The 26997-nt window shown below is 50.0% G+C and carries 18 protein-coding genes and 1 pseudogene; 11 read left to right on the top strand and 8 right to left on the bottom strand.

The window, feature by feature from the left end:
• Positions 1-47 precede the first annotated feature (47 nt).
• Entirely contained in the window at positions 48-1097 is a 1050-nt protein-coding gene (locus tag MA2_RS07755; protein WP_067058575.1) for a type IV pilus twitching motility protein PilT, read from the bottom strand.
• Positions 1098-1330: 233 nt separating this feature from the next.
• Here MA2_RS07755 and MA2_RS07760 point away from each other — a divergent pair, with 233 nt between their 5' ends.
• Positions 1331-2068, top strand: coding sequence for a YggS family pyridoxal phosphate-dependent enzyme (locus MA2_RS07760; RefSeq protein ID WP_079352239.1), 738 nt, complete (start codon positions 1331-1333; stop codon positions 2066-2068).
• Positions 2069-2387: 319 nt separating this feature from the next.
• Positions 2388-2954 carry a C40 family peptidase gene (locus tag MA2_RS07765; RefSeq protein WP_079352238.1) on the top strand — a complete coding sequence of 189 codons (567 nt, stop codon included), beginning with the start codon at positions 2388-2390 and terminating at the stop codon, positions 2952-2954.
• A gap of 196 nt (positions 2955-3150) precedes the next feature.
• On the opposite strand, the gene MA2_RS07770 is transcribed toward MA2_RS07765, so the two are convergent.
• The gene (locus tag MA2_RS07770; protein ID WP_067058577.1) at positions 3151-4908 is read right to left on the bottom strand and encodes an NAD+ synthase; all 1758 of its coding nucleotides are present in this window, start codon (positions 4906-4908) and stop codon (positions 3151-3153) included.
• Between the two features lie 283 nt (positions 4909-5191).
• On the opposite strand from MA2_RS07770, the gene MA2_RS07775 reads away from it, so the two are divergent.
• Complete coding sequence (locus tag MA2_RS07775; RefSeq protein WP_067058579.1) at positions 5192-5449, top strand: hypothetical protein; 258 nt, start codon at positions 5192-5194, stop codon at positions 5447-5449.
• On the opposite strand, the gene MA2_RS07780 is transcribed toward MA2_RS07775, so the two are convergent.
• A complete protein-coding gene (locus MA2_RS07780; RefSeq protein ID WP_067058580.1) occupies positions 5443-5793 on the bottom strand; it encodes a cell division protein ZapA in 351 nt (116 codons plus the stop codon). The two genes, MA2_RS07775 and MA2_RS07780, sit on opposite strands and share 7 nt — an antisense overlap.
• Positions 5794-5864: 71 nt before the next feature.
• Positions 5865-6305: a hypothetical protein gene (locus MA2_RS07785; RefSeq protein WP_067058582.1), complete on the bottom strand. Its 441-nt coding sequence runs from the start codon at positions 6303-6305 to the stop codon at positions 5865-5867.
• A 211-nt stretch (positions 6306-6516) separates the two neighbouring features.
• Here MA2_RS07785 and MA2_RS07790 point away from each other — a divergent pair, with 211 nt between their 5' ends.
• Positions 6517-7389, top strand: a complete 873-nt coding sequence (locus MA2_RS07790) for a UPF0149 family protein (protein ID WP_067058584.1) — start codon at positions 6517-6519, stop codon at positions 7387-7389.
• Between the two features lie 10 nt (positions 7390-7399).
• On the opposite strand, the gene ribA is transcribed toward MA2_RS07790, so the two are convergent.
• Positions 7400-7999 carry a GTP cyclohydrolase II gene (gene ribA, locus MA2_RS07795; RefSeq protein ID WP_067058586.1) on the bottom strand — a complete coding sequence of 200 codons (600 nt, stop codon included), beginning with the start codon at positions 7997-7999 and terminating at the stop codon, positions 7400-7402.
• Positions 8000-8449: 450 nt separating this feature from the next.
• Here ribA and MA2_RS07800 point away from each other — a divergent pair, with 450 nt between their 5' ends.
• The 7 genes and pseudogenes from MA2_RS07800 to MA2_RS07830 all read left to right on the top strand — a co-directional run bounded on the left by MA2_RS07800 (position 8450) and on the right by MA2_RS07830 (position 18710).
• Complete coding sequence (locus MA2_RS07800; protein ID WP_373279763.1) at positions 8450-10555, top strand: 1-deoxy-D-xylulose-5-phosphate synthase; 2106 nt, start codon at positions 8450-8452, stop codon at positions 10553-10555.
• A 41-nt stretch (positions 10556-10596) separates the two neighbouring features.
• Positions 10597-11430, top strand: a complete 834-nt coding sequence (locus MA2_RS07805; RefSeq protein WP_067058590.1) for an inositol monophosphatase family protein — start codon at positions 10597-10599, stop codon at positions 11428-11430.
• A gap of 559 nt (positions 11431-11989) precedes the next feature.
• Positions 11990-13531, top strand: a pseudogene (locus MA2_RS07810) (cytochrome ubiquinol oxidase subunit I); the annotation flags it as partial.
• Between the two features lie 157 nt (positions 13532-13688).
• The gene (gene cydB / locus MA2_RS07815; RefSeq protein WP_067058592.1) at positions 13689-14828 is read left to right on the top strand and encodes a cytochrome d ubiquinol oxidase subunit II; all 1140 of its coding nucleotides are present in this window, start codon (positions 13689-13691) and stop codon (positions 14826-14828) included.
• A 32-nt stretch (positions 14829-14860) separates the two neighbouring features.
• Entirely contained in the window at positions 14861-15130 is a 270-nt protein-coding gene (cydX, locus tag MA2_RS11560; RefSeq protein ID WP_079352236.1) for a cytochrome bd-I oxidase subunit CydX, read from the top strand.
• A gap of 33 nt (positions 15131-15163) precedes the next feature.
• Positions 15164-16969 (top strand): thiol reductant ABC exporter subunit CydD, encoded by a 1806-nt coding sequence (gene cydD, locus MA2_RS07825; protein ID WP_067058594.1) that lies wholly within the window; start codon positions 15164-15166, stop codon positions 16967-16969.
• Position 16970: 1 nt separating this feature from the next.
• Positions 16971-18710, top strand: a complete 1740-nt coding sequence (locus MA2_RS07830) for an amino acid ABC transporter ATP-binding/permease protein (protein ID WP_067058595.1) — start codon at positions 16971-16973, stop codon at positions 18708-18710.
• 68 nt (positions 18711-18778) lie between these two features.
• Here the strand turns inward: MA2_RS07830 and MA2_RS07835 are convergent, their stop codons facing one another.
• The 3 genes from MA2_RS07835 to MA2_RS11220 all read right to left on the bottom strand — a co-directional run.
• Positions 18779-19636 carry a hypothetical protein gene (locus MA2_RS07835; RefSeq protein ID WP_067058597.1) on the bottom strand — a complete coding sequence of 286 codons (858 nt, stop codon included), beginning with the start codon at positions 19634-19636 and terminating at the stop codon, positions 18779-18781.
• Positions 19633-24933 carry a DUF11 domain-containing protein gene (locus MA2_RS07840; RefSeq protein WP_067058599.1) on the bottom strand — a complete coding sequence of 1767 codons (5301 nt, stop codon included), beginning with the start codon at positions 24931-24933 and terminating at the stop codon, positions 19633-19635. The genes MA2_RS07835 and MA2_RS07840 overlap by 4 nt, the downstream gene beginning before the upstream one ends.
• 156 nt (positions 24934-25089) lie before the next feature.
• Positions 25090-26997 (bottom strand): isopeptide-forming domain-containing protein (locus tag MA2_RS11220; protein ID WP_067058601.1); only part of this gene is annotated, 1908 nt, incomplete at its 5' end.

Raw genomic sequence — 26997 nt, forward strand, 5'->3', positions numbered from 1 at the left:
AGATTTCTATAGATATCTTTGACTTTAAAAAATAAAATTTAAATAAATTACATAAAGTTTTCGGGCTGTTTGGCATAGGCGCGCGCTGATTCACGGCTGATAATGCCTTTATTGACCAGTTCGCGTAGGCTTTGGTCAAGCGTCTGCATGCCTTCGCCTGCACTGGTCTGGATTGCCGAATACATTTGCGCGATCTTGTTTTCACGAATGAGGTTGCGAATCGCAGGCGTGCCAATCATGATTTCATGCGCCGCCACCCGTCCGCCCGTTTGGCGTTTGAGCAAGGTTTGCGAGATAACCGCCTGCAATGACTCCGACAACATCGCACGGATCATGTCTTTTTCGGCGGCAGGGAACACATCGACCACGCGGTCAATGGTTTTGGCGGCAGACGTGGTGTGCAGCGTACCAAACACCAAGTGCCCCGTTTCGGCGGCGGTCAATGCCAAACGAATGGTTTCTAAGTCACGCATCTCACCGACCAAAATCACGTCAGGGTCTTCACGCAAGGCAGAGCGCAACGCGGCATCAAAGCTTAGCGTGTCGCGGTGCACCTCGCGCTGGTTAATCAAGCTTTTTTTGGATTCGTGAACAAACTCGATCGGGTCTTCGATGGTCAAAATATGCTCTTTGCGCGTACTATTGATGAAATCAATCATCGCCGCCAGTGTGGTTGATTTGCCCGAACCTGTTGGTCCTGTCACCAAGACAATACCGCGCTTGTAGCTGGCGACTTTTTCAAATACTGGCCCCATGCCCAAATCTTGCATCGTCAAAACTTTGGATGGAATCGTCCGAAATACCGCGCCTGCGCCACGGTTTTGGTTGAAAGCATTGACGCGAAAACGTGCGACTTCGGGAATTTCAAACGAAAAATCGGTTTCAAAAAATTCTTCATAGTCAGCGCGCTGCTTGTCATTCATGATGTCATAAATCAGCGCGTGCACCTTTTGGTGGTCAAGCGGTGGCATATTGATTTTGTTAATCTCACCGTCCACACGAATCATTGGCGGTAAGCCTGCCGAAATGTGCAAATCCGAGGCTTTATTTTTGTTTGCAAAACGCAACAAGTCATCAATGCTTAAATCTTTTGCCATGTTCAAATCCCGATTGTCCGCACGCGGCGGCATAAAAATAAAATTTGCCTTATTATACTATAGCTTAGCAAGGCGACAAGCCAAAACCGCCAAACGGTCAAACAGGTGGTGTGGGTACACCCATCAACGTGACATTGGCAAAATCATGTTAAAATCCAATCGTTTTTAACCTACTATATTTAACCGACTCAACTAAAAATCTAACTGACTCAACTAAAAACAGGTATCAACCGATGGCTACTACCGACCAACTTCAACTACCCGACGAGCAAGCCGCCGAACTGGTCACACGTTGGCAAACTGCCTATGAGCAGGTGCAAACCGCAGCACAAACCCACCACACCGTGCCTGTGCGCCTACTTGCCGTGTCCAAAACTCACCCTGCGGCGGCTGTTCACACCTTGGCACAAGCAGGGCAGCACGAATTTGGCGAAAACTACGTGCAAGAAGCAGTTGAAAAAATCACCGCGTTGTCTGACAAGCGTTATGATGGCAAGGCGCTGGTTTGGCATTTTATCGGGCATATTCAGCGCAACAAAACCAAAACTATTGCCGCATATTTTGACTGGGTGCACAGCGTTGATAGCCTACTGATTGCCGAACGCCTAAGCCGCCAACGCGGTGAGCATGGCATTGCCACGCCATTGAATGTCTGTATTCAGCTTAATATCGACGATGAAACCAGCAAATCAGGCTGCCAACCCGAAGAGCTGCCTGAACTTGTGCGCGCGATAAGCCAGTTGCCCAATTTACGCTTGCGCGGTTTGATGATTATTCCTGCCAAAGACAGCACCAGTGCGTTTAGTCGTACCCGTCAGTTATTTGACGTGGTGCAAGACCAGCACGCCAACCCGACTGATTGGGACACGCTGAGCATGGGGATGTCGGCGGATATGACTACCGCGATTGCTGCAGGCGCGACCATCGTACGCGTGGGCACAGCGATTTTTGGCCAACGCCCTGCCAAATAAGCCAAGCGCCTAGCAAAAGTGCAGCAAAAACTGGTTAAGCGTTGGCTAAGCAGCAGATTAGGGTAAAATGTTGCGACAATCTTACCCAATCGCTAACGTATTATTTCCGTAAAGTTATACGCTTACAAAGTAATAATTATTAACATTTTGCGCAAAAAAGATATCCAAAAATGGTAAATTTTATTGTTATGATAGCCTCGTTTTACAAAATGTAACCACGTTAAGTAAATTGTAATTTTTATCCGTATGCCAATCGGCGCATATCAAGCCTAAACAGCCTGCGACATACGGATAGGAATCGAGCACGGGAAACCACGCCATGCCAACGCTATCAAAACTTGTTTGTGCCGCTTTAACTTGTCTTGCCGTTCAATTGCCTGCCCATGCCGACAACACTGACGGCAGTTTTCAAACCGCCCCAAGCTTCAGCTGGTGGAGCGGTGACAAAAGCGCGAACAACAACGCAACGGGTGGTGGCGGTGTGTTTGGTGGACGTTCGCTTAGCGTTGATGGTCTGATTAACAGTGCCAAAAACTTGATTGGCTTGCCATATCGTGCAGGCGGTACCAGCCCAACCAGCGGTTTTGATTGCAGCGGTTTTGTGCAGTATGTGTTCAAACACGCCGCAAACGTTGATTTGCCACGCACCTCGCGCGACATGGCACAAGTGGGACAATCAGTCAGCCGTGACAATCTACGCCCTGGTGATATGGTATTTTTTGCGCATACCCGTGGCGGCGGCAATCGTATTTCACACGTTGGTGTATATGTCGGGGAAGGTCATTTCATCCACTCACCATCAACAGGCAAAACTATCCAAATCAACAGCATGGACAGCGGCTACTGGTCAAGCAAGTTTGTTACCGCGCGTCGTGTGACGGACTGAGCCAAAATTTTAGTATTTTGATAAAAACGTTGGTGTTGCACAATATCAACGTTTTTTTGTGCATCAAATTTAAATTGCTATAAAGGATAGGGGGGGTTAAAAAAGGATTGTCCCGTGACAATCCTTTTTTTGTATCACCAACCTTTTTGGTGTCAAAGTAGGCAGGCGAATATCTAAACAGACGAACATCTAAGCGTTAGGCCTTGCCTTGCGCGTCGGCATCACTGCGCACAAATTCCAATGACCAATGATTAACCAATGGATAACGCCGCGCACGTCCAAACGCGCGTTGGCTGATTTTGGTACCAATCGCGGCCTGGCGGCGTTTGTATTCATTGTGGTCTACCATGCTCAAGATACGCTGCACCAGTGCTTTGTCATAACCTGCCTGTACGATAGCATCAAAACCAAAGTCGCGGTCAATATACAGCTCAAGGATTTTATCCAAAGTATCATAATCAGGTAGGCTGTCTTGGTCGGTTTGGTCGGGACGCAGCTCGGCACTCGGTGGGCGCGTGATCACGCGTTCGGGGATGACGGGCGATTCTTCCAGACGGTTGCGGTAGTTTGCCAGTGCATAAACTTGGGTTTTGTACACGTCTTTGAGCACGTCAAAACCGCCTGCCATGTCGCCGTACAAGGTTGCATAGCCCACTGCCATTTCAGACTTATTGCCCGTGGTGATGACCAGATGCCCAAATTTATTGGACAATGCCATCAAAATCATACCGCGTGCGCGTGCTTGGATGTTCTCTTCAGTGGTATCGGCTTTGGTATTGCTAAACATCGGCTCAAGCGTGCGCCGCATGCCCTCAACCGCGTCATGAATCGGGCATACGGTGTACGACACATTTAGGCGACGTGCCTGTGCTTGTGCGTCTTGCAGGCTGATTTGTGAGGTGTACTCATACGGCATCATGACCGCATAGACTTTATCCGCGCCAAGCGCATCAACAGCAATACACAAGGTTAAAGCCGAATCAATGCCGCCCGATAAGCCCACCAACACGCCATTAAAACCCGATAAATTGACATAATCGCGCAGGCCTACCACCAACGCTTGGTAAGTTTCGGCAATTGGGCTTAGTGCCAACGGGGCTTTACGCTGACTTGATAGCACCAATCTGCCCGAGTCGGCATCGCGGCGGATACTGGCGTATAACATCTGCTGCAAAAAACGCGGCGCTTCGTGCGCGCATTGCCCATCGGCATCCACCACCATTGAGCCACCATCAAACACCAAATCATCTTGCCCACCTACGGTATTGACATACACAATCGGTAGCTGGTGCTCGCTGGCACGACGTTGGAGCAAATCCTTACGTATTTGCTGTTTGTTTTGCTCAAACGGTGACGCATTGACACACACCACTATATCCGCGCCTTTGTGTTTTAGTGCGGCGATCGGTGCTTGCTGCCACAAGTCCTCACAAATCAACAAACCAATTGTCAAGCCTTGATAGTCAAACAAGACGTTATTTTGGCCAGTGCTAAAATAACGTTGCTCATCAAACACGCCATAATTTGGCAAGCATTGTTTGTGATAAAAGCCTTTTTGCTGTCCGCTGTGGATAATCGCCAGTGAATTGAATGTGCCATGCGTGTCGATGTGCGGATAACCGACCAACATAACGATATCTTGCACATGGCTCAGAATTTCAAAGGCATATTTGACGCGTGCGGCAAGGCTTGGGCGCAATAGCAAGTCTTCAGGCGGATAGCCCAACAGCGCAAGCTCAGGAAAGACGATCAAATTTGCGCCTTTTTGCCGCGCCTCATTGGCAAGCGCGACCATTTTATGCGCATTATGCACGATATCCCCGACGATAAACTGCTGCTGCGCGATGGCGACACGCAGTTCAGGTGTATCGTTGGGCGCTGTGTTAGGCGGCGCACTGTCTGTGGCGGCATGGGTCTGGCTTTCTGGCGGTGTATTGGGTGTATTGTGTGGCATATTATTGATTCCTATGTATTTTTTTAAAAATAATGGCTGCCAATAGGTTAAGCGGTTACAAAAAGTGGTTGTTCTAAACAACACTTGGCAAATTTTTGGCGCATTGTAGCACGTTATTTTTTAAAAATCAGTTGCAAAAATATATTGCTAAACACATGTTGATTGGTGGGATTTGATAGGTGCTTTGATTGATACACCAACAGAGGCTTTAATTTTGCCACAAAACTTGCTAGGCTAACGCTTAAAATACCGTAATTTAGGCAAATTAAGGTGAGGTGGGGCGATGTTTTCGGTGCTATTGATGTGGATCGTGCTTGCGGCATGTATTTGGGGGATTTTTAAAATCATGTACCCGCGACCACCAGGCGGTTATTATCAGCCTAAACCTGGTGAATCAACTGAGCCGCGCCAATGTAATTACTGTGGGCATACCCTTGCTGAGTGGCGTGGTATTGTGGATGGGGATAAGTTTTTTTGTAACCCTGAGCATCAGGCGGATTTTTATGCAGGCAAAACCTATCGCCGCGTTGATGGTCATTGAGATTCAATAGGCGCGCCAGTTTGTATGTCGGCGGCAGGCTGTGGCTGCACCTTGTGCAAGACTTCAAGCATATGCTGCAAAGTACGGCTAGCAGCTTGCTCACGCTCAAGCACTTGTTTGAGCTGTTCAGCTTGTGAAGATAAATTCAGCGCGCATAGCATGTACAATTCTTCGTTGTCGATCTGTGGTGTTTGTCTACGTATGTCTTGAATCATCGAATTTAGTGCCTTTTCGGCATGTTCTAAGGTTTCTACCTCGTCACTGGCGCAGTTCACCACGCGGTTACGGCCGTTGATGACGATAGTGACTTGTTTGATATTGTCGGCGTTATGTGAGGTTGTCATGATACGAATATTTATAGTTTAAATGTGGCGGATTGCTGCGTGTTAGCGGGTTTTAAAACTTTAATAACAAGTTAAGTTGGCGTATCGGTGTCGATCTTGGTTAAACGCTCAAGCACGCGTTGGGCGTGTTCTGCCGCCACATGGTTTTTGTGCTGTAAGCGCTGGTTGTCTTCTTGCAAACGTTGGTAATCTTGCTGTAGGGTTTGCAATGCCCGTTGAGTGTCTTCTAGTTCGTTGGACAACACACTGTGCGATTCAGCAAGCGTTTGGTAACGCTCGTTGATGTTGTCAAGTTGCTTGCTGTGTTCGCTAAGCTGCGCTTGAAGCTGTTGATTTTGCTCGCGAAAAATCACCGATTGGTTTTTGACTTGTTCAAAGGCTTCAAGCTCGACACTTGGACGCGCCTGCAACTCGGTAAGCTCGGCTTTAACGCGTTGGTAGTCATCTAAAATACCCGATAGCACGCGCTGAAGCTCGTCAAGTTGGGCGTTGAGGTCATAAGTCGCGCTCATGGGGGTGGGGTGTCCTTGTCGTTACGGCGGTTGTTGCGGCGTTGTCGCGTCGCTTGATGTAGCAAATCTAAATGAGACAGATGTCTAACAAATAATGTATGGCAAAAAGTATAACAAAACTTGCCATATTGAACAATCGACATTGAGCACCATTTAAGCGCAGATTGACAAAATTTTTTATGGCAATACGTGACTGCAAAAAGGTGTGATGATGGATGATTTTGTTTCAGGTTGGCAAGACTGGCAAGCGGCGTTTGATGATTGGCGTGATGTGTCAATCAGTGAGCTACACGGGCTGATGACAGGCGTGCTGACGGTGTGTGACGCGCCAACAGCGGCGGTGTGGCGGGCGTTGTTGGCGGAGCTGGGTTTTAGCGAGCTTGACGCATCAGCCCTTGAGCTTTTGACTGAAGAAGCCGAAGACGTAGCGGCGCAGCTCATAGATGGTGAAGAACGCTATCAGTTTAGCCCACTGCTGCCCGATGATGAGCACGCGCTCAACGAGCGGCTTATGGCACTTAAGGACTGGGCAAATGGCTTTATGACAGGCTTTGGGGTGACCGATAGCGCGCTGCGTCCTGATGAGCGCGGACTGTTTGGCGATTTGGCAAAAGTTGGCGCGCTTGCCGTCACCGCCACAGATGCAGCGGCGTTTGAGGATTGGACAGACGACAACGCCGACGATGAAGATGGCTGGCACGCAACCGCTGCGTTTGCCGATATTGGCGGCAATGGCGCAGACGATACGACAGAAGACACCGATGATGAGCTGGCAGGTTTAGATGACAACGCGCGCATGGAGCTAGCATACATGGAGCTGCTGGAGTTTGTTCGTATGGTGCCTGTCAGCGTGACGCAGGGGCGTGTGCGCAAAGCGGTGGATAAATTGCCGCTATTGGCAGGCTTTGCGGTCGATCGCCCGATTGGCTTACAAGGAGGACACAGCCAGCAAGCAAACGTAGACGCTGTGGCTGATTGGCTACCCGATGACGATGAGCAAGACTGGCAAGCGCAAAAAGATGCCAACGATGCGCACATTGCCAAACTAGCTTATGATGCAACGGTGAATAAGCGTCCGTCATAAGCCTTTTGACTTAAACCTTTTGAAAAATCAAATGTCCCATTTTTGCCTGTTTGGTTTTTAGGTAGTTTTCGTTGAGTGGGTTGATACCGACCACAAGCGGCACGCGCTCAACGACTTGTACGCCAAGCGAGTTTAAATACGCGATTTTATCGGGGTTGTTGGTAATTAAACGCACCTTGTCCACGCCAACATGCGCAAGCATCGGGCGGCACATGTCATAGGTGCGTGCATCGGCAGGCAAGCCAAGCAAGAGGTTTGCCTCAAGCGTGTCATGCCCTTGGTCTTGTAAGGCATACGCGCGGATTTTGTTGGTCAAGCCAATGCCGCGCCCCTCTTGGCGCAAGTACAAAATCGCCCCACAGCCATCAGCTTGGATCATGCGCATGGTGGCTTGTAGCTGCGGTCCACAATCGCATTTGAGCGAGGCAAATGCATCACCCGTCAAGCATTCGCTATGAATACGCACCAAGGGCACGCGCGTGGGGTCTGCGGTTGGTAGCCCCACTGTGAGCATGACGTGTTCTTGCCCGTGCTCATTTTCAAACACATGAATGTCAAACATGCCATAAGCCGTTGGCAGTTGGGCTTTAGTCATAAACTGATAAGACACGTAGGACTCCTTTTGTAGGTTGCTGGGTGTGGGCTATGCGCTTGCTAGGTGGCAAACACGGACAGCGACAGATCTTTGATTTGCCAATGGGTACTAAATAATATGCCTTAAAATAAAGCTTGTTAAATGGTGGTAATCGCGAATTTTTCACGCCTGTTCACCAAAAATATCACACGTTTGCGCGCTGATTCATCATGCATGCAGCCGTGTTATATGGTTTTTGCATATTTTTGCCACGGTCAATAGGTGTTTTAGGTGACAAAAAAGTGCTATTATGCCACAGTCTTTTGCCAATCCTAGCTACTACCAGTTAATATCAAACACAGATGGCGCGGATTGGTGCAGTTGAGCCATCTGTTTACCGTGTTAATTTAGATTTGTATGCTAAAAGCCAAGCCCTCTGCTAAGCCCACCGCTTCGTCTGCCACCCGCCAAAAAACCTTTAGCGAGATGTTGAGCACGCGCCCTGATACGCCGCTGCTTGATACCATTGACAGCCCTGCGGATTTAAAACATCTGGCACCTGCCCAACTGGTCACGCTTGCCGATGAGCTGCGTGCGTTTTTGCTGTACTCAACGGGGGTAAGTGGTGGGCATTTTGGTGCCAATTTGGGCGTGGTTGAGCTGACCATTGCGCTGCATTATGTGTTTAACGCACCGCATGATCAACTGGTCTGGGACGTTGGGCACCAAGCCTATCCGCACAAGATTTTGACAGGACGGCGTGAGCGGCTGACCTCAATCCGCAGCCAACACGGCTTGACGGCGTTTCCTGAACGTGGCGAATCTGAGTACGACAGCTTTGGCGTGGGGCATTCTTCAACCGCGATTTCGGCAGGATTGGGTATGTCGCTTGCCATGCGCTACTTGGGCGAATCGGCGCGTGTGGCTTGTGTGGTGGGTGATGGCGCGATGACAGGCGGCATGGCATTTGAGGCGATGAACGACGCGGTCAATCAAAACGCAGATTTGCTGGTTGTGCTCAATGACAATGACATGTCAATTTCTAACGCCACAGGTGGTTTTTCTAAGCATTTAGCGATGCTGTGGCAACGCGGTTTGGCAGTCGATATCGATAAAAATGGCAACGCGATTATCACCAAACGCAGCATTGCCAGTGACGACCGCCGCATTCGGCATTATCTACACATGGCAAATGACGCGTTTGGCGATATTTCAAGCAAAATTCCCAGTATGCTGGGCGAAAAAATAAGCGAAAAAGTTGCCGCTGGTGAATTTCCACCCACGCCTTCACAGCTTGAGACTTTGCCCGAAAAATTGGCGACCAAAATCGCTGATAATTTATTTCCCGAAAACGTGTTTAAAGCGATTGGTTTTCAGTATTTTGGGCCGTTTGATGGGCATGATATCGAAAAACTCACGCAAGTGTTTGAGCGTACCAAACGCCTATCAGGTGCGGTGTTGGTACACGTGCATACCGTCAAGGGCAAAGGATTTTTGCCCGCCGAAGGTGACCCTATCACCTACCACGCGATCGGCAAGTTAGCCACACCAAAATCGACAGCCCACCCACCTGATCAACCGATCAAGGCGGTCAAAAAATATTCACAGGTATTTGGTGAATTTATCTGCGATACCGCTGAACAAGACCAGCGCCTGATGGCCATCACACCTGCAATGGCAGAAGGTTCGGGTATGGTTGAGTTTGCCAAGCGTTTTCCCACACAGTTTTTTGATGTCGCGATTGCCGAGCAGCACGCGGTGACACTGGCGGCAGGCATGGCGACACAAGGTGTTAAGCCGATTGTGGCGATTTATTCAACGTTTTTGCAACGCGGCTATGACCAGCTGATCCATGATGTCGCGCTACAAAACCTCAATGTCATGTTTGCCATTGACCGCGCAGGGCTGGTTGGTGAGGACGGCGCGACCCATGCAGGCGTATTTGATATGGCGTATTTGCGCTGCGTGCCCAACATCACCATCGCCGTGCCAAAGGATGAAAACGAGTGTTATAATCTGCTCAAAACCTGCTACGCGCAAGATGGTGTGACGGCGGTGCGCTATCCACGCGGCACAGGCACAGGTGCACCGATCGACAAAACTGCCGCGCCTTACCCGATTGGCAAGGCAGTGCTAGAAGCAACTTTTAACGCGCATGATACCAACGCACTTGGCGATAACACACTTGGCGATAACGCAGTGGCGCTATTGGCATTTGGCACGATGACGCTAAACGCGTGTCAAGCCGCGCAAATTCTTAGCACACGCCATCCTACGCGCCAAATTCGCGTGTACAATATGCGCTTTGTCAAGCCATTAGACAGCGAGTTGTTAGCCGAATTGCTGCAAGCAGGTGACATTATCGTGACGCTAGAAGAACACCAAGTGATGGGCGGCGCAGGCAGTGCGGTCAATGAAGCGTTGTTGGCACAAGCCGCCGACACAGGCAAAGCCAGCCCGACGATTTTAAACATCGGTATTGAGGATTACTTTGTGGCGCATGGCAGCCATAGCCAACAGCTTGCCACATGTGGGTTAGATGTTCAGGGGATTGTCGGCAAAATCGACAATTTACTTGGGAAATTGGCTTAAAAAATTTATTAATTTTAAATGGTAAGGGTAAAAGGTAAAGTATGGAACCAATGGTCGTCATGGCGGCACGTGCCGCACAGCGTGTCGGGCAAGAGATTTTAAACGCGCACCAAAATCGCCATAAAATCGAGCTGAATATCGAAAGCAAAGGCTTAGAAGGTCTTGTCACCCAAATCGACCGTTACAGCGAAGAGCTGGTTATCGCCTTGCTGCGTGAAAGCTACCCCAACCATTCATTTTTGGGTGAAGAGTTTGGCCTACAAGAAGGGCAGGGTAACGACGCAGATTGGTGCTGGGTGATTGACCCATTAGATGGTACACACAACTTTGTTCACGGTGTGCCGCATTTTAGCGTGTCTATCGGCGTGCAAAAAAATGGCGTGACCGAACACGGCGTGGTATATGACCCCGTGCGCGATGAGTTATTTTCTGCCAGCCGTGGCAAAGGCGCGCGTCTCAATCAACGCCGTATCCAAGTCAGCGAGCGCAAAACCATCAGCGGAGGGCTGTTCACCACAGGTCATCCTGTGGAGCGCAAACGCGGTGGCGAAACCGTGAGCTATGCCGCGCAGCATTTTGCCAGTTTGCAAAAAATCTGTGAGGCAGGCGGGCAGGTGCGCCGTTTGGGCTCGGCAGCGTTGGATTTGGCATACGTTGCGGCAGGGCGTTTTGATGGCTATTTTGAAATGTCATTAAAGCCATGGGATATCTGCGCGGGTGAATTGATTGTCAATGAAGCGCGCGGCACGGTGGTGGATCACACGGGCGCGCATAATGCCATGACGACAGGCTCAATTTTTGCCTGTAACGTCAAAATGCTCAAGCCCTTGATGCAGATGGTGGTGCCCATCTGGGGCGACGCGGTGCGTGGCTGAGGTGAGCGCGCATTGATAGCAGATGATTGATAGCAGATGATAGTACCCAAGTCTATTGACTTGGGTTTTTTTGTAAATATTGAATATTTGTCGATACAATGACATTTTTTCATGCCAAGTTACATGTTTTCTAAATAGTCGCAGCGTTTAAACATTCTCTAACCAAAAACCGACAAAATTTCAGCCATATTTCTAGCATCAGCGTATAATAGAAGCGTTTTTGGTAGCTTCTTTTTATCTTCTCTAGGTGTATTTTCGAAGCAAGTTTTGGTGAGCTGGGGCATTGTTTTTGCTCAAGATGTCCACACAAAGACTTGCATCAACGGGCATTCATTGCTTTGTATATGATAGATATTTTTACAGTGATTACACGCAATTAAACACACAACGGTGATTGATTGAACGATGCGTGCAACGTAACAGCGGTTGCTCGGGCAAGTGACAGCAGCGTTTTTAGGCCCTGACTGTTAAGCACTAAATGAAGCTTTAGGCTTGTACGATTGGGGCTTATAGTGTTGGGTTTGTGTCGTTTGGTCAAAAACGGTTGGCGGAGTTGGCTATGATTACAGAACACTTGGTTGATGTATCGCGGCTGCAGTTTGCGGTTACCGCGTTGTATCATTTTTTGTTTGTTCCGCTCACGCTGGGTATGGTGTGGCTACTCGTTATCATGGAGTCGATGTACGTGATGACGGGCAAGGTAATTTGGAAAGACCTCACCCAGTATTGGGGCAAACTGTTTGGGATTAACTTTGCCTTAGGGGTGACAACAGGGATTACGATGGAATTCCAGTTTGGCACCAACTGGGCGTATTATTCGCAGTACGTCGGCGATTTGTTCGGCGCACCGCTTGCCATCGAAGGCTTGATGGCATTCTTTTTAGAATCGACGATGGTCGGGTTGTTTTTCTTTGGCTGGGATAAGCTATCGCGGCGGCAACATTTGATTACCACGATGTTGATGGCATTGGGTACCAACTTGTCAGCGTTATGGATTTTGATTGCCAATGGTTGGATGCAAAATCCTGTTGGCGCTGAGTTTAATTACCAAACCATGCGCATGGAGATGACCAGCGTCACTGAGGTGTTGTTCAACACGATTTCACAAGCCAAATTTGTCCATACGGTGGCGGCAGGCTATTGTGTGGCGGCGGTGTTTGTGTTGTCGATTTCTGCCATGAATCTGCTGAAAAAACGCAACGTGGACTTTTTTAAACGCAGTTTTCAGGTTGCAGCAGCGTTTGGTTTTGCAGCGGCAGCCAGCGTGATTGTGCTGGGCGATGAGTCAGGTTATTCGATTGGTGAGGCGCAGCACACCAAGCTTGCTACGATTGAGGCGATTTGGGAAACTGAACCTGCACCAGCAGATTTTACTTTGATTGCTTGGCCTGACCAAAAAGCAGGCAAAGACGATTGGAGCGTAAAAATCCCGTATTTGATGGGGCTTATCGGTACGCGTTCGTTGGATACACCGATTCCAGGTATTAAGCAAATTAAAGAAAAAAACCACCAACGCATTTTGCAAGGTCAGCAAGCGGTGGTATTGCTTAATCAGCTGCGCGACAATCCTGAAAACCCTGTCCTAAAAGCGCAATTTGATAAGGTCAAAGATGATTTGGGCTTTGGTTTATTGCTGCTTAAATACACCCAAGATGTGGGTAGTGCTACACCTGAGATGATTAACAAGGCAGTGGATGACACCATTCCACGTGTACTACCGATGTTCTTTGCGTTTCGTATCATGGTTGGTATGGGCGTGTTGATGTTGGCGTTGTTTGCGGTCAGTTTGTGGTCAAGCGTCAAAGGCAACTTTATGCAAAAACCATGGTTATTGCGTTGGGCGATGTATATGTTGCCTGTGCCTTGGATTGCGGTAGAAACAGGCTGGTTTGTTGCAGAGTATGGTCGCCAGCCTTGGACGGTGTACGGTATGCTGCCTACAGGGTTGTCGGTATCTAATATCAGCGTGACCAATGTGTATTTATCGTTTGCAGGGTTTGTGCTGTTTTATACCGTGTTGTTTGTCATCGAAGTGTATTTGATGGTCAAATACGTGCGTAAAGGTCCTGCTAGCCTTGGCACAGGACGTTATGAGGGTGAGGATGATTCAACCCATATCACCCACAAGCCAACAGGCGGCGGTTCGGGCGGCTCAGGTGGTGGACGTGGCACACAAGACAAAGACAGTAAAACTGTGAGTGATCCTCAAGGCGGCTTTGGCGGTGCGGTGCCTGCGTATGCCCGTCAGGAGGTCAAGCATGTTATTTGATTATGCGACACTCAAGCTGATTTGGTGGTTATTCGTCGGCGTGCTGCTGATTGGCTTTGCTATCATGGATGGGCATGACATGGGTGTGGGTACGCTCTTGCCGTTTGTTGGGCGTACCGACACCGAACGCCGCGTGGCGATCAACAGTGTGGCAGCGCACTGGGAGGGCAACCAAGCGTGGTTTATTTCGGCAGGCGGCTCGTTGTTCGCCGCTTGGCCGATGGTGTATGCCACCGCGTTTAGTGGATTTTATTGGGCGTTGATGGCAGTGCTGTGGGCGTTGTTTTTGCGCCCCGTGGGTTTTAAATATCGCAGTATGTTGGCAAATCCCAAATGGCGTAACGCATGGGACTGGGCGTTGTTTGTCGGTTCGGTGGTGCCTGCGTTGGTGTTTGGCGTGGCGTTTGGCAATTTGTTTTCGGGTGCGCCGTTTGAATTTAACTCGTATCTGGTTTCGACTTACTCAGGTTCATTTTGGGCATTGCTCAATCCGTTTGCCTTGCTGTGCGGTTTGGTCAGTGTAGCAATGCTGACGGTGCAAGGCGGTTGTTATTTAGCCTTGCGTACGGTAGGCGCGGTGCAGATGCGTACGGTGCGTTATACCACTTGGGCGGCGATTGCCATGGTGGTGTTGTTCGTGTTGGGCGGTTTTTGGGTCAGTCAATTAACAGGCTATCGCGTGACCTCAACCATCGACCCCAATGCCTTGCCCAATCCACTGGCAAAAACCGTTGTGCAAGAGACAGGCGCATGGCTGACCAACTACCGCAATTATCCCATTGCGTGGGTATTGCCTGTGCTAGGCACGTTCATGCCATTGGTGGCGGTGGGTTTGATGCGTAAAGGGCATAATCTTGCTGCGATGGTGGCATCAAGCCTTGCCATCGTGGGCGTGATTAGCACGGCGGCGGTGGCGTTGTTTCCGTTTGTGTTGCCATCGTCCAAAGACCCGCGCTCAAGTCTCACACTGTGGGATTGTGTATCTAGCCAATTTACCTTGATGGTGATGGTGTATGTGGTGGTTATTATGTTGCCGATTATCATTGGCTATACCACATGGGCGTATCGAGTGCTAAGTGGTAAAATCACGCCTGCACACATTCAGCAAAACGACCACGGCTTGTATTAAGCCGCAACCATACGCACGACGAGGAGAACATAATGTGGTATTTTGCATGGATCTTGGGTTTGGGCTTTGCCGTGTTGTTAGCGATTTTAAACGCGCTATGGCTTGAGAATGCCGACGCGCGTGAAAAAGCCTTTGCACCCAATGTGGGCAAAGATGGCAAGGGCGACCACGCAACCAACCATCAGGCACATTCCATCAACAGTCCTGAACAAGACAAGCACAAAGAAGGCACGCAAACTGAAGGCAACCCAACCGAAGATGCCAAAAAAACGGGTGATATTGAGGACAATGAACCAGCCTAGCGCTTGTTAGAATTGGTTTGGAGTCAATAGCGTATGGCAAAATCGCGCGCATTATCCCCCAAACAGCAGCTATTGCGCCAACTGGTACAACCTGTCAAACGCCCACTGCTACTAGCATGGGCGTTATCGGCATTGGCAACGCTGGCGTTAATCGGGCAGTGCTATGCCTTGGCAAGTGTGTTTGCCAACTTATTGATGGCGGTGCATCACGGCTTGGCACAAAACAGCGGTCAAATACTATTGGCTGACAATGCCGTATGGTTGGGTATGTTGGCGATATGTATGTTGCTGCGTGTCTTGCTACACACGGTTAGGCAGTGGCTTGCGCAAAACGCAGGCTGGCAAGTGGCGGCAAATTTGCGCCAACGCATCATGCAACGCTTGGCACAACTGGGCAATGAGCGGACACGCTTTGGCAGTGATGGTAGCCTTGCCAGTCAAGTGATTAACCAGACTGACGCGCTGGCAGACTATGTCAGCCGATTTTATATTCAGCGTTATGTGGTGGCAAGTACGCCGCTGCTATTGCTGCTTGCCGCCGCTACCCAAAGTTTGGTAGCCACAGGCGTGATGCTTTTGACCGCGCCATTGGTGCCAATTTTTATGATTTTGATTGGCAGTGCCACCGCCAAAAAAAGTGCCGAACAGTTTGCCGCGTTGGCACAATTGGGTGGTCGGTTTTTGGATTGGCTGCGCGGTATGCCAACCTTGCAACGCCTAAGCGCGACACAGCAGGCGCGAACCGATATCGCGGCGGCGGCAGAAGCCTACCGTAATCGCACGATGGCGGTATTAAAAATCGCGTTTTTGAACAGTGCGGCGTTAGAGTTATTATCTGCGCTTGCCATTGCGCTGTTGGCGGTGTATTTGGGGCTTGGGCTTTTGGGGCTGTTGCCGTGGCAAAAAGGTGTGGTACCTGTGGATTATCACGCGGCATTGTTTTTGCTGCTGCTCGCGCCTGAGTTTTATGCACCATTGCGTCAGTTAGGCGCGGATTATCATATCAAAGCGCAAGCCGAAGGCGCACTGGATAGTTTGCTACCGCTACTAGATGACAAGACCACATCCGTACATGCCACTGCCAACGCGTTACACAATCCACCCAATGCCACACCACCCACGTTGATACTAGATGACGTTACTTGCCAAATGGCGGATGGGCGTACGCGTCTAGCACCGTTGTCACTGACGATAGCGGCAGGACAACGTGTAGCTGTCATCGGAGCAAGTGGTAGCGGTAAATCAACCTTGCTACAAATTTTGCTCGGCTTTTGTCAGTATACTGGGCAAATTACAGTCAAATGGCAAGCCGAAAATGCTACAGATGCAGCCGATGACGGTCTGCTAAATTTGAATAGCCTAAACTTTACTACCCTTAACAAAGACGCGTGGCGGGCACAAGTGGCGTATTTGTCGCAAAATACGAGCTTATTGCCTATGAGCATTGCCGATAACTTGCGTTTGGTCAAACCGCATGCCAGTGATGATGAATTACAAACCGTGTTGCAAGCCGTTGATCTTTGGGAGTTGATCGCGCGTTTACCGCAAGGCTTGGCGACACCACTTGCCGAGCATGGGCGTGGGCTATCGGGTGGGCAGTTGCGCCGTCTGGCCATTGCGCAGCTACTGCTACAAGATGCGCCGCTGTGGCTACTTGATGAACCCACCGAACACCTTGATCCTGAAACTGCAACACATATCAATAGCTTGCTTGCGCGTATCACGTATGGCAAAACGGTGTTGTGGGTCAGCCATCAACCTGAACGCCTGCCGCCACTTGACGGTGTTGTGACGTTGGCTGCGCCGTCTGTCCATGCGGTTGCTAGGGTGGGGGACTAAGATGAAACGGGTAATCACCAAGTCTTCTGAGGTGTTTCGCCTGCGCGATTTGTTGACAGGGCAGGGGCTGGTGTGGCTGACAAGCATTGTGTTGGGCTGGGTGACGGCGTTGTCTGCGATCGGGCTACTGATGTTGTCGGGTTGGTTTTTGACCTCAGCGGCATGGGCAGGTGTGTTTGTGCTGGGCGCGCAGGCGTTTAATTACGTTGTGCCTGCGGCAATCATTCGCGTCTTGGCGATTGCGCGCACGGCAGGACGTTATGGTGAGCTGTTGGTCTCGCACGATGCCGTGTTTGCGCGCTTGGCAGATTTGCGTGTGCGCCTATTTACAAGGCTTGCACAGCAACCTGCATGGGTGCAAGGCACAAGCCAACGCTGGCAAGCCAGCCATGCCATGCATCGACTAACGCATGACATTGACACGATGAATGAGTTTGTTTTGCAAGTTGTGTTGCCGTGGTTGGTCGCACTGGTGGCGTGGCTATTGGTGGTGGGTTTAACGCTGCATTGGCTCGGCGTAAACACAGTCAGCATAGCGGCGGTGATTGTCTTAACACTGTTGGGTCTGGGCGTGCCATTCTTGGCGGCGCGGCGTGGTATTGTGACAGCAGTCAATCAACAACGCCTTGCCGAACAACGCCGCGTCACGCTGCTGACCCCAATTGCCGCCATGACCCACCTACTACTGTGGCGACAATGGGGTAACCAAATCGCTGCATTTTGGCATACCGATGCTGCGTATTTAAATAATGTCCAACACGCGCAGCGTCGCCGTTTGCTGTATGCGGTGGTTTTGCAAGTTGGTATCTTACTGGTGCTGTTGTTGGTATTGGTACAGGGTATACGCATGTTAGGCGTTGTACCCACCACGGCTAACCAAGCTGACCAAGTCGCGCTGCTGTTGGCGTTGGTGCTTGGCGTATTGGGTGTGGGTGAGGTATTTAGCGGACTAATTGGTAATGATTTAGCCATTGGCAAAAGTTTGGCGGCAAAACAGCGGCTCAATGCACTGTTTGAACCATCAACCGTAACCACGGCGACACCGTCACCTGCGCTGAACCCATTGGCAAATACCGCCACCCTGACGCTATACGCGCATGACTTGGCAGGTAAACAACCCGACGCAATTGTGGGCTTTCATGATGTGAATTTTAGTGTGCAAACAGGGCAAGCACTTGTCATCACAGGTGTATCAGGCGCGGGTAAATCGACTTTGCTGCAGGTATTGGCAGGTGAGCTTGCACCTGTGACAGGGACATTTGGTTATAACGGCGTTGCTGAACAACGCCTAGACTGGCAAGCATTGCGTACCGATATTGGTATGTTGGCACAGCAAGTGGATATCTTTGACCAAACTTTAGCGAATAACTTGCGTCTGGGTAACCCTGCCGCCGACGATGCGGTCTTGTGGCAAGTTCTAGAGGCAGTCAGTTTGGCAGATTGGGCGCAAGCACAGCCATTGGGGCTAGATACGCCACTGGGCGAATACGGGCAGGCGATATCGGGTGGGCAGGCGCGGCGCGTTGCCTTGGCGCGGTTGCTGCTCAAGCCGTATCGCGTGCTGTTGCTGGATGAACCGTTTGCTGGACTAGATGCGGATAACCGCACACGGCTATGGCGGTTTTTGCGTCAGCACCAACAACATGGCGTGTTGGTCGTGGTGACCCATCATGCGTTAGACACAGATGGCTTAGATCACGAGGTGGTACGCTTGGCATTGGGTGAGCCGCAGGTGCTATAAATACGTACTATCAATAACCAGTGCCGTAAACGTTCGGCAATGTAAAAACCTGATTGGTCGCATACGGCCTACAGTGTGGGCAAGATCGTACCTTGACAGCTGGCGCGCTGCTGCTGCACGTGCCAAAATCGCTGCTTGGTAGCTGTGGCTTTCGCATCGCTTGATTGGCTTAATGGCAAAAGCTGAGCGAAATATGCCTCACGCGTGGCTTTGAGTGCGGCTTGTTGATCAGTATCAAGCGCGTTCCATGCCGTTAAATACGCAGCAGTCACCCACCGATCGGCAGCGGCAAAGTGCTCATTGGCATGTCGCCAGCCGCGTTCACAATTTTCTGCTTGGCTCCAAATCAGCTTGACCTCACTATCTGCAACTATTTTGGGTAATACGGTCACACGGGCGAATGCTGGGCTATGTTTGACAGCCAAAATATCCGCCCACAAATCAGGTCGCCCAACACCCGATGTCGCAGGTAACACGCTATCAACTGCCAACAGCTCGCTGTGGTTATTTTTCAGCGCGCTAAGCAGCGTGACCGCACGGTTCATGGCGTCTGCTCCTGCTGCTGTCGGGCTGTGCTCACTGGCTTCATGGTACGCATACGCCAGCCATGCGTTGGCTTTGTGGGCGTAGTAGCGTACGGTGGCAGGTTGATCATCGGCCTGATAGGGTCGTAGCTGCTCACGGATGCACACACTGTCACGGTAAAGCGTTGCATTTGGTGTGCCTTGGGGAATTTCAACCACCGTGTTGGCAGGGCAGTATTGGTTTGGCTGATACTGCACCGATGTTTGGTTGCCACCAAAGCTAGGCGGTTGATTTTGTGCTATACCACCCATGCTTACGCAGCCTAGCAGCAGACCAAAACCGATTTGCCCACCATAGCGCAACACAGCGCGCTGATTTAACCCAAGATTACAGGTGATCATTTGGTAGGCACCTCATCATCGGTTGGCATTAGACTGGCATTGACTGCAGGTTTATTGCGTTTAAACAAGTTTTCATCAAACTTAAAGCGCAAACGCATATAAGCGCCTTGTTGGTTGGTGTTACTATCGGCGATATCATCATCGTGATAGCCTTTGAAGTTGTAGCCTGCTGATAGCCATAGGTTCGTGATCGGGCTATAGCCAACTTCAGCACCTAGCAAGTAGCGTGTGTTGTCTTTGTGCCACATCGCACCTGCTTGTACGCCTGCGTCCCAACGTTCATTGATTTCATACATCGCGCGGCCTGCCAATAAATTGGTAAAGCCGTCGCTTTCGATGCCATCGAGCGTTAGTTTGTTGTATTTACCTGCATATTGCCCTGACAAAGTCCAGCGGCGCACAGGATGATAATTGCTAACCAACGAGGCGATATAGGTTTGTTTTTTGTACGGGCTATCACCAAGCTGGTTGTTATCGTAGCGGTATTCAAGTTTTGCCAAGTGGTCTAAGATGTTGCTGTCATAATCACGATACGCCATGCCCAATTGAAAGCGGTTCATCGTGCGTTTTTTGTCGCTGTCGTTGTCCTCTTGTAGTGAGTACACGTCTTTGGCAAGCAGCGTGATGTCATCATTGATCTTGTTGGCATAGCCTAGGGTTTGCAAAAATGTGTCGGTTTGCACGCCCCAACGTTTTTCGGTGCGTGTGGTCAGTTTATATTTGTCGTTTGCTAAATAGTCCACACCGACAGTGGCAGCAGTGGCGTCGTTTTTACTGTCGCCCTCAAGCGATTGCAAGCGCTCAAATGAGGTGTTGACATACAAGCCATCTTGCACCTTCCATTTGTTGCGTAAACCAATCGCCGCTTCAGATTCGCGCGCGCTGATCCCATCTTTGACACGGTATTCGCTAAATACTTGCCCGTCTTTCATGTAGTTGGCATCAACACCGATGATGGTTGAGCGGTGCTCATCGTTGCCATCTAGCCCATAGTCGCCAACCAGCGTTGAGGCAAGCTCATGGCGAGCGTACAAACGCCCCTTGTTCCACAGTGAGGTTTCTCCACCCACGCTCCAAGCGTTACGATCGGCATCATCCACATCTTGCTCATACTCAACGAACAGTTTTGAGCGGTTGTATTTGGGCAAATCGGCGGTCAAACGTCCGCGCACGGTGGTGCCTTGGTAGTGGCTGTCGGTGTTACTGACTGAGGGTGTCAAAGACTGGTTGTAAATGTCTGTACTGACTACCGCTTGATAATTGCGTGACGCGCGATAGTCGTTGTCATAATAACGCAAGCCCAATTCGGCGGTGAAAATATCGCTTAATTTTCGCTCAAGGCTAAGTGTTGCGCCTTTACGCTCAGCGTTGCTGGTGTCATCCTCGCTCATCACCGCTTCGGCTTTTAGCTTGGTTTTGGCGTTGATTTGGTTGGTCAAATTCAAGCCTGCTTCGGTACGCCCTGCGGTCACTGATGATGAAGGCGAGGTAAAGCCTATGTCGGCTTGGGTATAATACAGCTTGCCGTCGCGGGTTTTGTCTTTGTAGCTCAGCTCAGCGCGGACAGCGTCACCAGCAGTTTTGCCTTGCAGTTCGCTGGCGTTGATTTGATTGGCGATTTGGTCATTGAGCTTGTCACTGTCATAATGTGCCACCTCGGCAATCAGCTTGGTGCGCTCATTGAATTTGACCACCGTATTGGCACCCGTCAATTTTTCATTATTGGTTGGGTCATCGCTTTGTGCATAGCTTGCGCCCACATTGATTTTTGGCGTAAGCTGACGATTGACTGCCACACCGCCAACGGTATATTCATCGCCTGCTTTTTCGGCTTCTACGGTGACGCGCAGATAGATCGGATTGCCGTCCAAATCGGTGCTGGCAATTGGCGCGCGCAGATACAGCGCACGGCTGACGCTGTCTAAATCGTAATCGCTATAACGATTCAACGGTGTGCGTGATACGATCGTGCCAGGGTTGTTGCGGTCACGCACAATGACCTCAACGGTTTCGGTATTGAGTAGAATATCATCAAAGTTACCACCGACGGGGTAAGGACCTGAAATACCCAAACCACGCGTTTCATTGACGCGTTGGCTTGAGCGCGTTTGGGCGACAAAGGCGGTTACTTTGGTAGTGTCATTTTCATAATGCGATTTGATACCCGTCAAGGTGCGGTCGTATTGCCCCAGCGATAGCCCATCGTTGTTGTCGATATGGGTTTTTAAATCACCGTACATGACAAACGAGCGGTCTTTGTCCAAACGCACGTAGAATTTTTTGCTCGATTGGGCATCAAAGCCTTTTGCCGATGCATCGCCATACACAGGATAATAATCATCGGGGCGAATATCACGGAACAGACGCGCGTTTTTGTCTTTGTCCGAATCATACGCCATGGTCAAAAGTACATCGCCGCGCACTTTACCTTTCAAGAAAAACGCTGCACGCCCATGACCTGTTGTGTCATCACCTCGATCGCCTGCGATACGTTGCAACTCATCTTCAAAGCCATCATTGCTTACATCGTTGTGCTTGGATTTGCCCAAGTTGTTGAACGCAACGCTACCCTCGATGATACCGCTGGCAATCATCGGGCGCAGCTGTGGGGTAAATTGCAAGGGAATGATACGTTCGGCATTGCCTGCTTTGATGACCAAATTGCCTTTGCCTGGTGCCGATGGTGCGCGCACGCTAATCAACGCCTCACCACCATCGATGGTGGTCTGCACGCCAGCTTGGTTAGGGTCTTTGTCCTCACGCAAGACAGTGCCGATGTCGCTGTCAAGGGTGATGGTCGCCGAACCTGGGTACAAGCCGCCGTCCTTGTCTTTTAGGCTGATGGCAATTTGTAGTTCGCTAACACCGTCGGCTTCTAGCACGTGGGTTTGTTCACGGGTGATAATGTTGGCGATTTGGTCAGGGGCATAGATGCGGATGGTTTTACTAGATACCACCTTGCCGCTGCTGTCGGTTGCACGCACTGTCAAGGCATTGCTACCGCGTTGCAAAGGTACGGCATAATAATCAAACCCTGAAATGCCTTCTTTATCCCATGCAACTTCTTTACCCATCAAGGCCTGATCGACAGGCGTGTTATTGACCAGTAATTCGGTGGTTGCGCCTTTGGGGGCCTTGATTTGAACGCGGATTTTATGGCTATCAACGCGTTGGTTGTCTTTTAGGTTTAAAAAGTCTGCGTCTGCCGTTACGCCTTCAATGCGTTTGTCATCGGCGGTTGATAGGGCTTTTTCAATCTCTGGCGCTTGTACGGGCTTGATTGGATTAACGTCAAAGGCTAAAGCGTTGTCGGCTTTACGGTCGCGTTTGCCCGCTTGGTTGTCAATGATCATCGCTTGACAGCTGATTTGTCCGTCAGCGTCAATGGGTTTTAGGCAGCCTTCGGCTTCATATTCATAATTGGTATACGCGCTGCTGTTGGGCTCCACGTCTAGCGTGGTTTTGACCGCTTGTTCAAGTGCATCATTTTTGGCTACTACCAGTTTGGCACGGCGTTTGAGCTCCTCAACCAAAGCTTGCGAACCTTGCCCATTGTTGTCATCGATACCGTCCGTGATACCAAAATCCGCACGGTGCAATTCACCGTGTTTAAGATCGACAAAACGGCTGCCTGCATCGCCTGCGTTGCGGTTGCTTTGCTCAACCAGCTCAACGCCGCGTGGTAGGGTGGTGCGGTCTAGCTTGATGACGTGGGTTTTGGCACTGATGCCGTATAGGCTGTATTTACCCTCGCTGTCGGTCACAACAAACGTACCGTCTTCTAAATATAGACGCACACCTGCAACACCTAGCTCATTGCGCTGTTTTTGCTGAATCCCATCACGGTTAAAATCGGCATAGACTTTACCAATGATCACGCCGTCTGTGGTCAATGGATTACCCGTAACTTTGACTTTAGCCGAGGCAGTACCTGAGGTAATCGCAGTCAAGGTTTGGCTGTCTTTGCCCGTAGCAAAGGCTTTGTTGGTACCGTCGCCAGACAGCGCGGTGGGCTCAATGGCAACACGGTAGGTGATCTTATGGCTTGCGTTGGCAGCCAACGTGCCAAGCCCAAGCGTCATGTATTTGCCGCTGCGGCTAAAGTCTTGGTCATAACGCTGGCCATCAATGCGTACCGAATTTTTGACGTAGCTAAAGCCTTTGGGCAAATCGTCATTGAGCGCGACATCCACGGCATCGGATTTGCCAACGTTGCTGACATTGACAGTGTAATCGACAAAGTCACCAATTTCAGCTTCGCTGACACTGGCGGTTTTGCTTACGCTTAGTGCAGAAACATCGTTGTTGATGTTAATGCTGGCATAAATTGCGTTTGATAATACGTTGGTGGTGCTACCGTCCGCGCCCTCACACTGGCTGACCTGTGCCCCCAGGACGTCACCATCTAGCGTTTGAATGATGGTATCTTGGATGGCGTTGGCGTTGAGCTCGGTCGGTGCTGCTACGCGATAGCGTCCCGTGTTTGTCCCTGTTTCAACGGCTTTTAGGCGGATGGTATCGCCCGTTTTTTGTGAGGTGACGTTGATCCAAGTATAGTCCACGGCATTGGGGTTGGCATTACACAAGGCCAAGCCAACCTCTAGATACACAGGTTTACCTGCTTGGTTGTCAGTCACCACGTTGCTGTAAGTGCTGTCTTTGTAATAAATCGTTGGCTCAACGACATTGGCGACGTCGGTCGCGCTGGCGGTGGCGTGATTATCCTCTAGGGTGATCGCTTGCACCCCCACTTGCGTGCTGTCACCGTCTTTGAGGTCTTGGCTGGCTAGGGCGGTAACGATGATAGCGATTTTTTCACCTGCCTTGACCGAAACGGTGGGCGCAAGTGGTGTATCGCCTTGGTCTAGTATGCCGTTGTTATTGGTATCGATATAGGCTTGTAGGTTAGATAACGTCTGTGGCGTGTCAAATTTGACCGCAACGCTGGCATCATAAGCGCCTGTATTACTCAGCTCATTGACCCACTGCACGGTTTGATTGGGTTTGACCGTAATTGACAGCGGCTGCGTTAGCGCGATGCTGTATTGCGGCAGGCTAAATGCTTGCGTCAGCACTTGATTGGATGTAGCAGTATAGCCTTGTCCGCTATCGCCATCAACATGATAATCTGCGGTGGCGGTATTGAATATTTGACTCATACCACGCGCAAGATTGGTAGCTGTATTGTGAACAGTGGCGTATGCGTGATTGGCTTGAATCAATAAGACGCACGCCGACAATAAGCTAAGCTTGGCAAAGCCTGTGTGACGAGTTGGGCGTGAATCAAGATTTGGCATTACTGGTGTTCTCATTGATGCAAGACAACCTGTGGATTTGTTTTCACTAAAACACTTTAGGAAAAGCCTAGATGGGGATACGGCATTGCTTGACAAGACCGCACCCCAAACATTGATGAATAGATACTGATGAATAAATTAAGCAGCTAGCCTAAATCATTTGCTAGTTTTGATTTTCACCGCAAACTGTAACCAGCCAGATTGACCGCCCTTGATCGTCAATGGTGACGATGTTGCCTCTGCGCCTGGTGCTGTGGTCGCACCATTCGCTGAATCTTTGATTGAGTTTGTTACATAGTCAGCTTTGGTATTCCACTGGTTTGCCGCGTCTTTGATCACAACATCGGTCAGTTCCTTGTTGCTAAATGTGTTAGTTGCCTCAATACGGTACACGATACATTGACCCGGTTTGGCATCGTTGATGGCAGCATCGCTAAATGCGCTATCAGCAACAGTGCCATCACACGCCTCATCTTTGGCTTGTTTTTTAACCAACGTCATGCCCTTGATGGTGGTGGTATCTGTGGCACTCACTGCGGCAGGGGCATCATCATTTGTACCTGCTGCTGGTGTAACGGTGATGGTTGCGGCATCCTTGGCATCAAGCGTGGCATTATTTGATTTTACTGTCACTTCAATTTTACCAGCCTGGCCAGCATCTAGGTTGCCTGGGATGGTGTATACACCGTCAGCATTTGGTGTCAAGGTTGTCTTTGTACCATCTGGTGCGGTATAAGTTACGCTACTGACATCGATATTGTCACCCGCCGTATCCTTGATCGTAAACTTCAAATCACTTTCAGTCTTGTTACCTTTGTTGGTCAAGGTGTGGGTATAAGTGGTGCTACCGTTTGGTGCAATTTCAGCCGAATTGTTTGGCGTTAGCGTCAAGCCACGGTTGTTAAAATTCACTGTTGAAGGTACGTCACCACCTGTACCGGGGTTGTTTGGATCATTGCTTTTAGGGTTATCACCTGATGGTGTGTTGGTTTTAGATGGAGTATTTGGGTTGGTGCTGTCGTGGATATCTGGATTGCCAGGGTTGTTTGGATCAACGGGGTTTGGACCGTAGTTGTCATACACGTCGGCATGGTTGGTCGCTGAGCCTGCTTTTGCCAATGCGTCTTTGTCAGTGATTTTGACGGTAAAGGTGATCGTTACCGTTTCACCAACCTTGATGTTTTGGTTATTAACAACAAGCTTATTGGCTGTGCTACCAGTGGTTGTGGTGCTTGCTGCTGAGCCTTTGTCTGTATTAACCTTGATTGTGCTAGTATCAATGCTAAGACCAGCTGGCACATTATCGACGATCAACACATTGTCCGCGTCAATAGCGTAACCTGCTTTGTCATCGTTTTTGACTTTGATGGTGTAGGTGTATTCGGTCGTTTTGTTTAGGTCAATTTGGGTCAAAGAGGCAGTTTTAACAATCGAGAACACAGGTGTTTTGATGATGGCATTGTCTGTGTTGGTCAAAGTTGCTTTGCTGCTGTCTTGTTTGCCGATGTATTGGCTGGTTGCGGTGATGGTTGCATTGGCATGCTGACCGCCGACCCCTGTGCCATCGCCTTGCAAGGTGTAGCTAAGCTCTGCATATTGCCCAGGTTCTAGCGTAATCGTGCCGCCTGATTTTAAGGTTTGCGGCTGACCTACAGTTGTGCCATCAGAGTTTTTGATGGTAGCAGTGATGGTTGCATCAGTGATGTTGTTGTAATCAAAGTTATCATCACTAGCATTCGCTAACGTGATGGTGTAGGTATCTGCCAAGTTACCGCTGTTGGTCAGTTTGTTGGTAAACGTTACCGAACCATTAGGGCCAACCATCGGCAGTTTTTCGTTGATGTCATCATTAGGGGTGCCATCCTCATTGGTCGCAATCAAAGAGAAACTGGCAACCTCGCTGATATTGACGATCACCGCGTTTGAAGTAACCTCTGGCTGTGCCACACCGTCCACGCTATAGGTTGCGGTCGCAGTGTTTGAGATCTGCACGCCACCTGATGGTGATACAGAACCACTGGTCGCTGCATCGACCAATGTAGAGCCACCAATACCAAGCGCTAG

It is taken from the genome of Moraxella atlantae NBRC 14588, assembly GCF_001591265.1.
Taxonomy (GTDB): domain Bacteria; phylum Pseudomonadota; class Gammaproteobacteria; order Pseudomonadales; family Moraxellaceae; genus Faucicola; species Faucicola atlantae.

Coding starts and splice junctions, on each gene's coding strand:
- MA2_RS07755 (WP_067058575.1), bottom strand. CDS start 1,097: ATGGCAAAAGATTTAAGCATTGATGACTTGTTGCGTTTTGCAAACAAA.
- MA2_RS07760 (WP_079352239.1), top strand. CDS start 1,331: ATGGCTACTACCGACCAACTTCAACTACCCGACGAGCAAGCCGCCGAA.
- MA2_RS07765 (WP_079352238.1), top strand. CDS start 2,388: ATGCCAACGCTATCAAAACTTGTTTGTGCCGCTTTAACTTGTCTTGCC.
- MA2_RS07770 (WP_067058577.1), bottom strand. CDS start 4,908: ATGCCACACAATACACCCAATACACCGCCAGAAAGCCAGACCCATGCC.
- MA2_RS07775 (WP_067058579.1), top strand. CDS start 5,192: ATGTTTTCGGTGCTATTGATGTGGATCGTGCTTGCGGCATGTATTTGG.
- MA2_RS07780 (WP_067058580.1), bottom strand. CDS start 5,793: ATGACAACCTCACATAACGCCGACAATATCAAACAAGTCACTATCGTC.
- MA2_RS07785 (WP_067058582.1), bottom strand. CDS start 6,305: ATGAGCGCGACTTATGACCTCAACGCCCAACTTGACGAGCTTCAGCGC.
- MA2_RS07790 (WP_067058584.1), top strand. CDS start 6,517: ATGGATGATTTTGTTTCAGGTTGGCAAGACTGGCAAGCGGCGTTTGAT.
- MA2_RS07800 (WP_373279763.1), top strand. CDS start 8,450: ATGTTGAGCACGCGCCCTGATACGCCGCTGCTTGATACCATTGACAGC.
- MA2_RS07805 (WP_067058590.1), top strand. CDS start 10,597: ATGGAACCAATGGTCGTCATGGCGGCACGTGCCGCACAGCGTGTCGGG.
- cydB (WP_067058592.1), top strand. CDS start 13,689: ATGTTATTTGATTATGCGACACTCAAGCTGATTTGGTGGTTATTCGTC.
- cydX (WP_079352236.1), top strand. CDS start 14,861: ATGTGGTATTTTGCATGGATCTTGGGTTTGGGCTTTGCCGTGTTGTTA.
- cydD (WP_067058594.1), top strand. CDS start 15,164: ATGGCAAAATCGCGCGCATTATCCCCCAAACAGCAGCTATTGCGCCAA.
- MA2_RS07830 (WP_067058595.1), top strand. CDS start 16,971: ATGAAACGGGTAATCACCAAGTCTTCTGAGGTGTTTCGCCTGCGCGAT.
- MA2_RS07835 (WP_067058597.1), bottom strand. CDS start 19,636: ATGATCACCTGTAATCTTGGGTTAAATCAGCGCGCTGTGTTGCGCTAT.
- MA2_RS07840 (WP_067058599.1), bottom strand. CDS start 24,933: ATGCCAAATCTTGATTCACGCCCAACTCGTCACACAGGCTTTGCCAAG.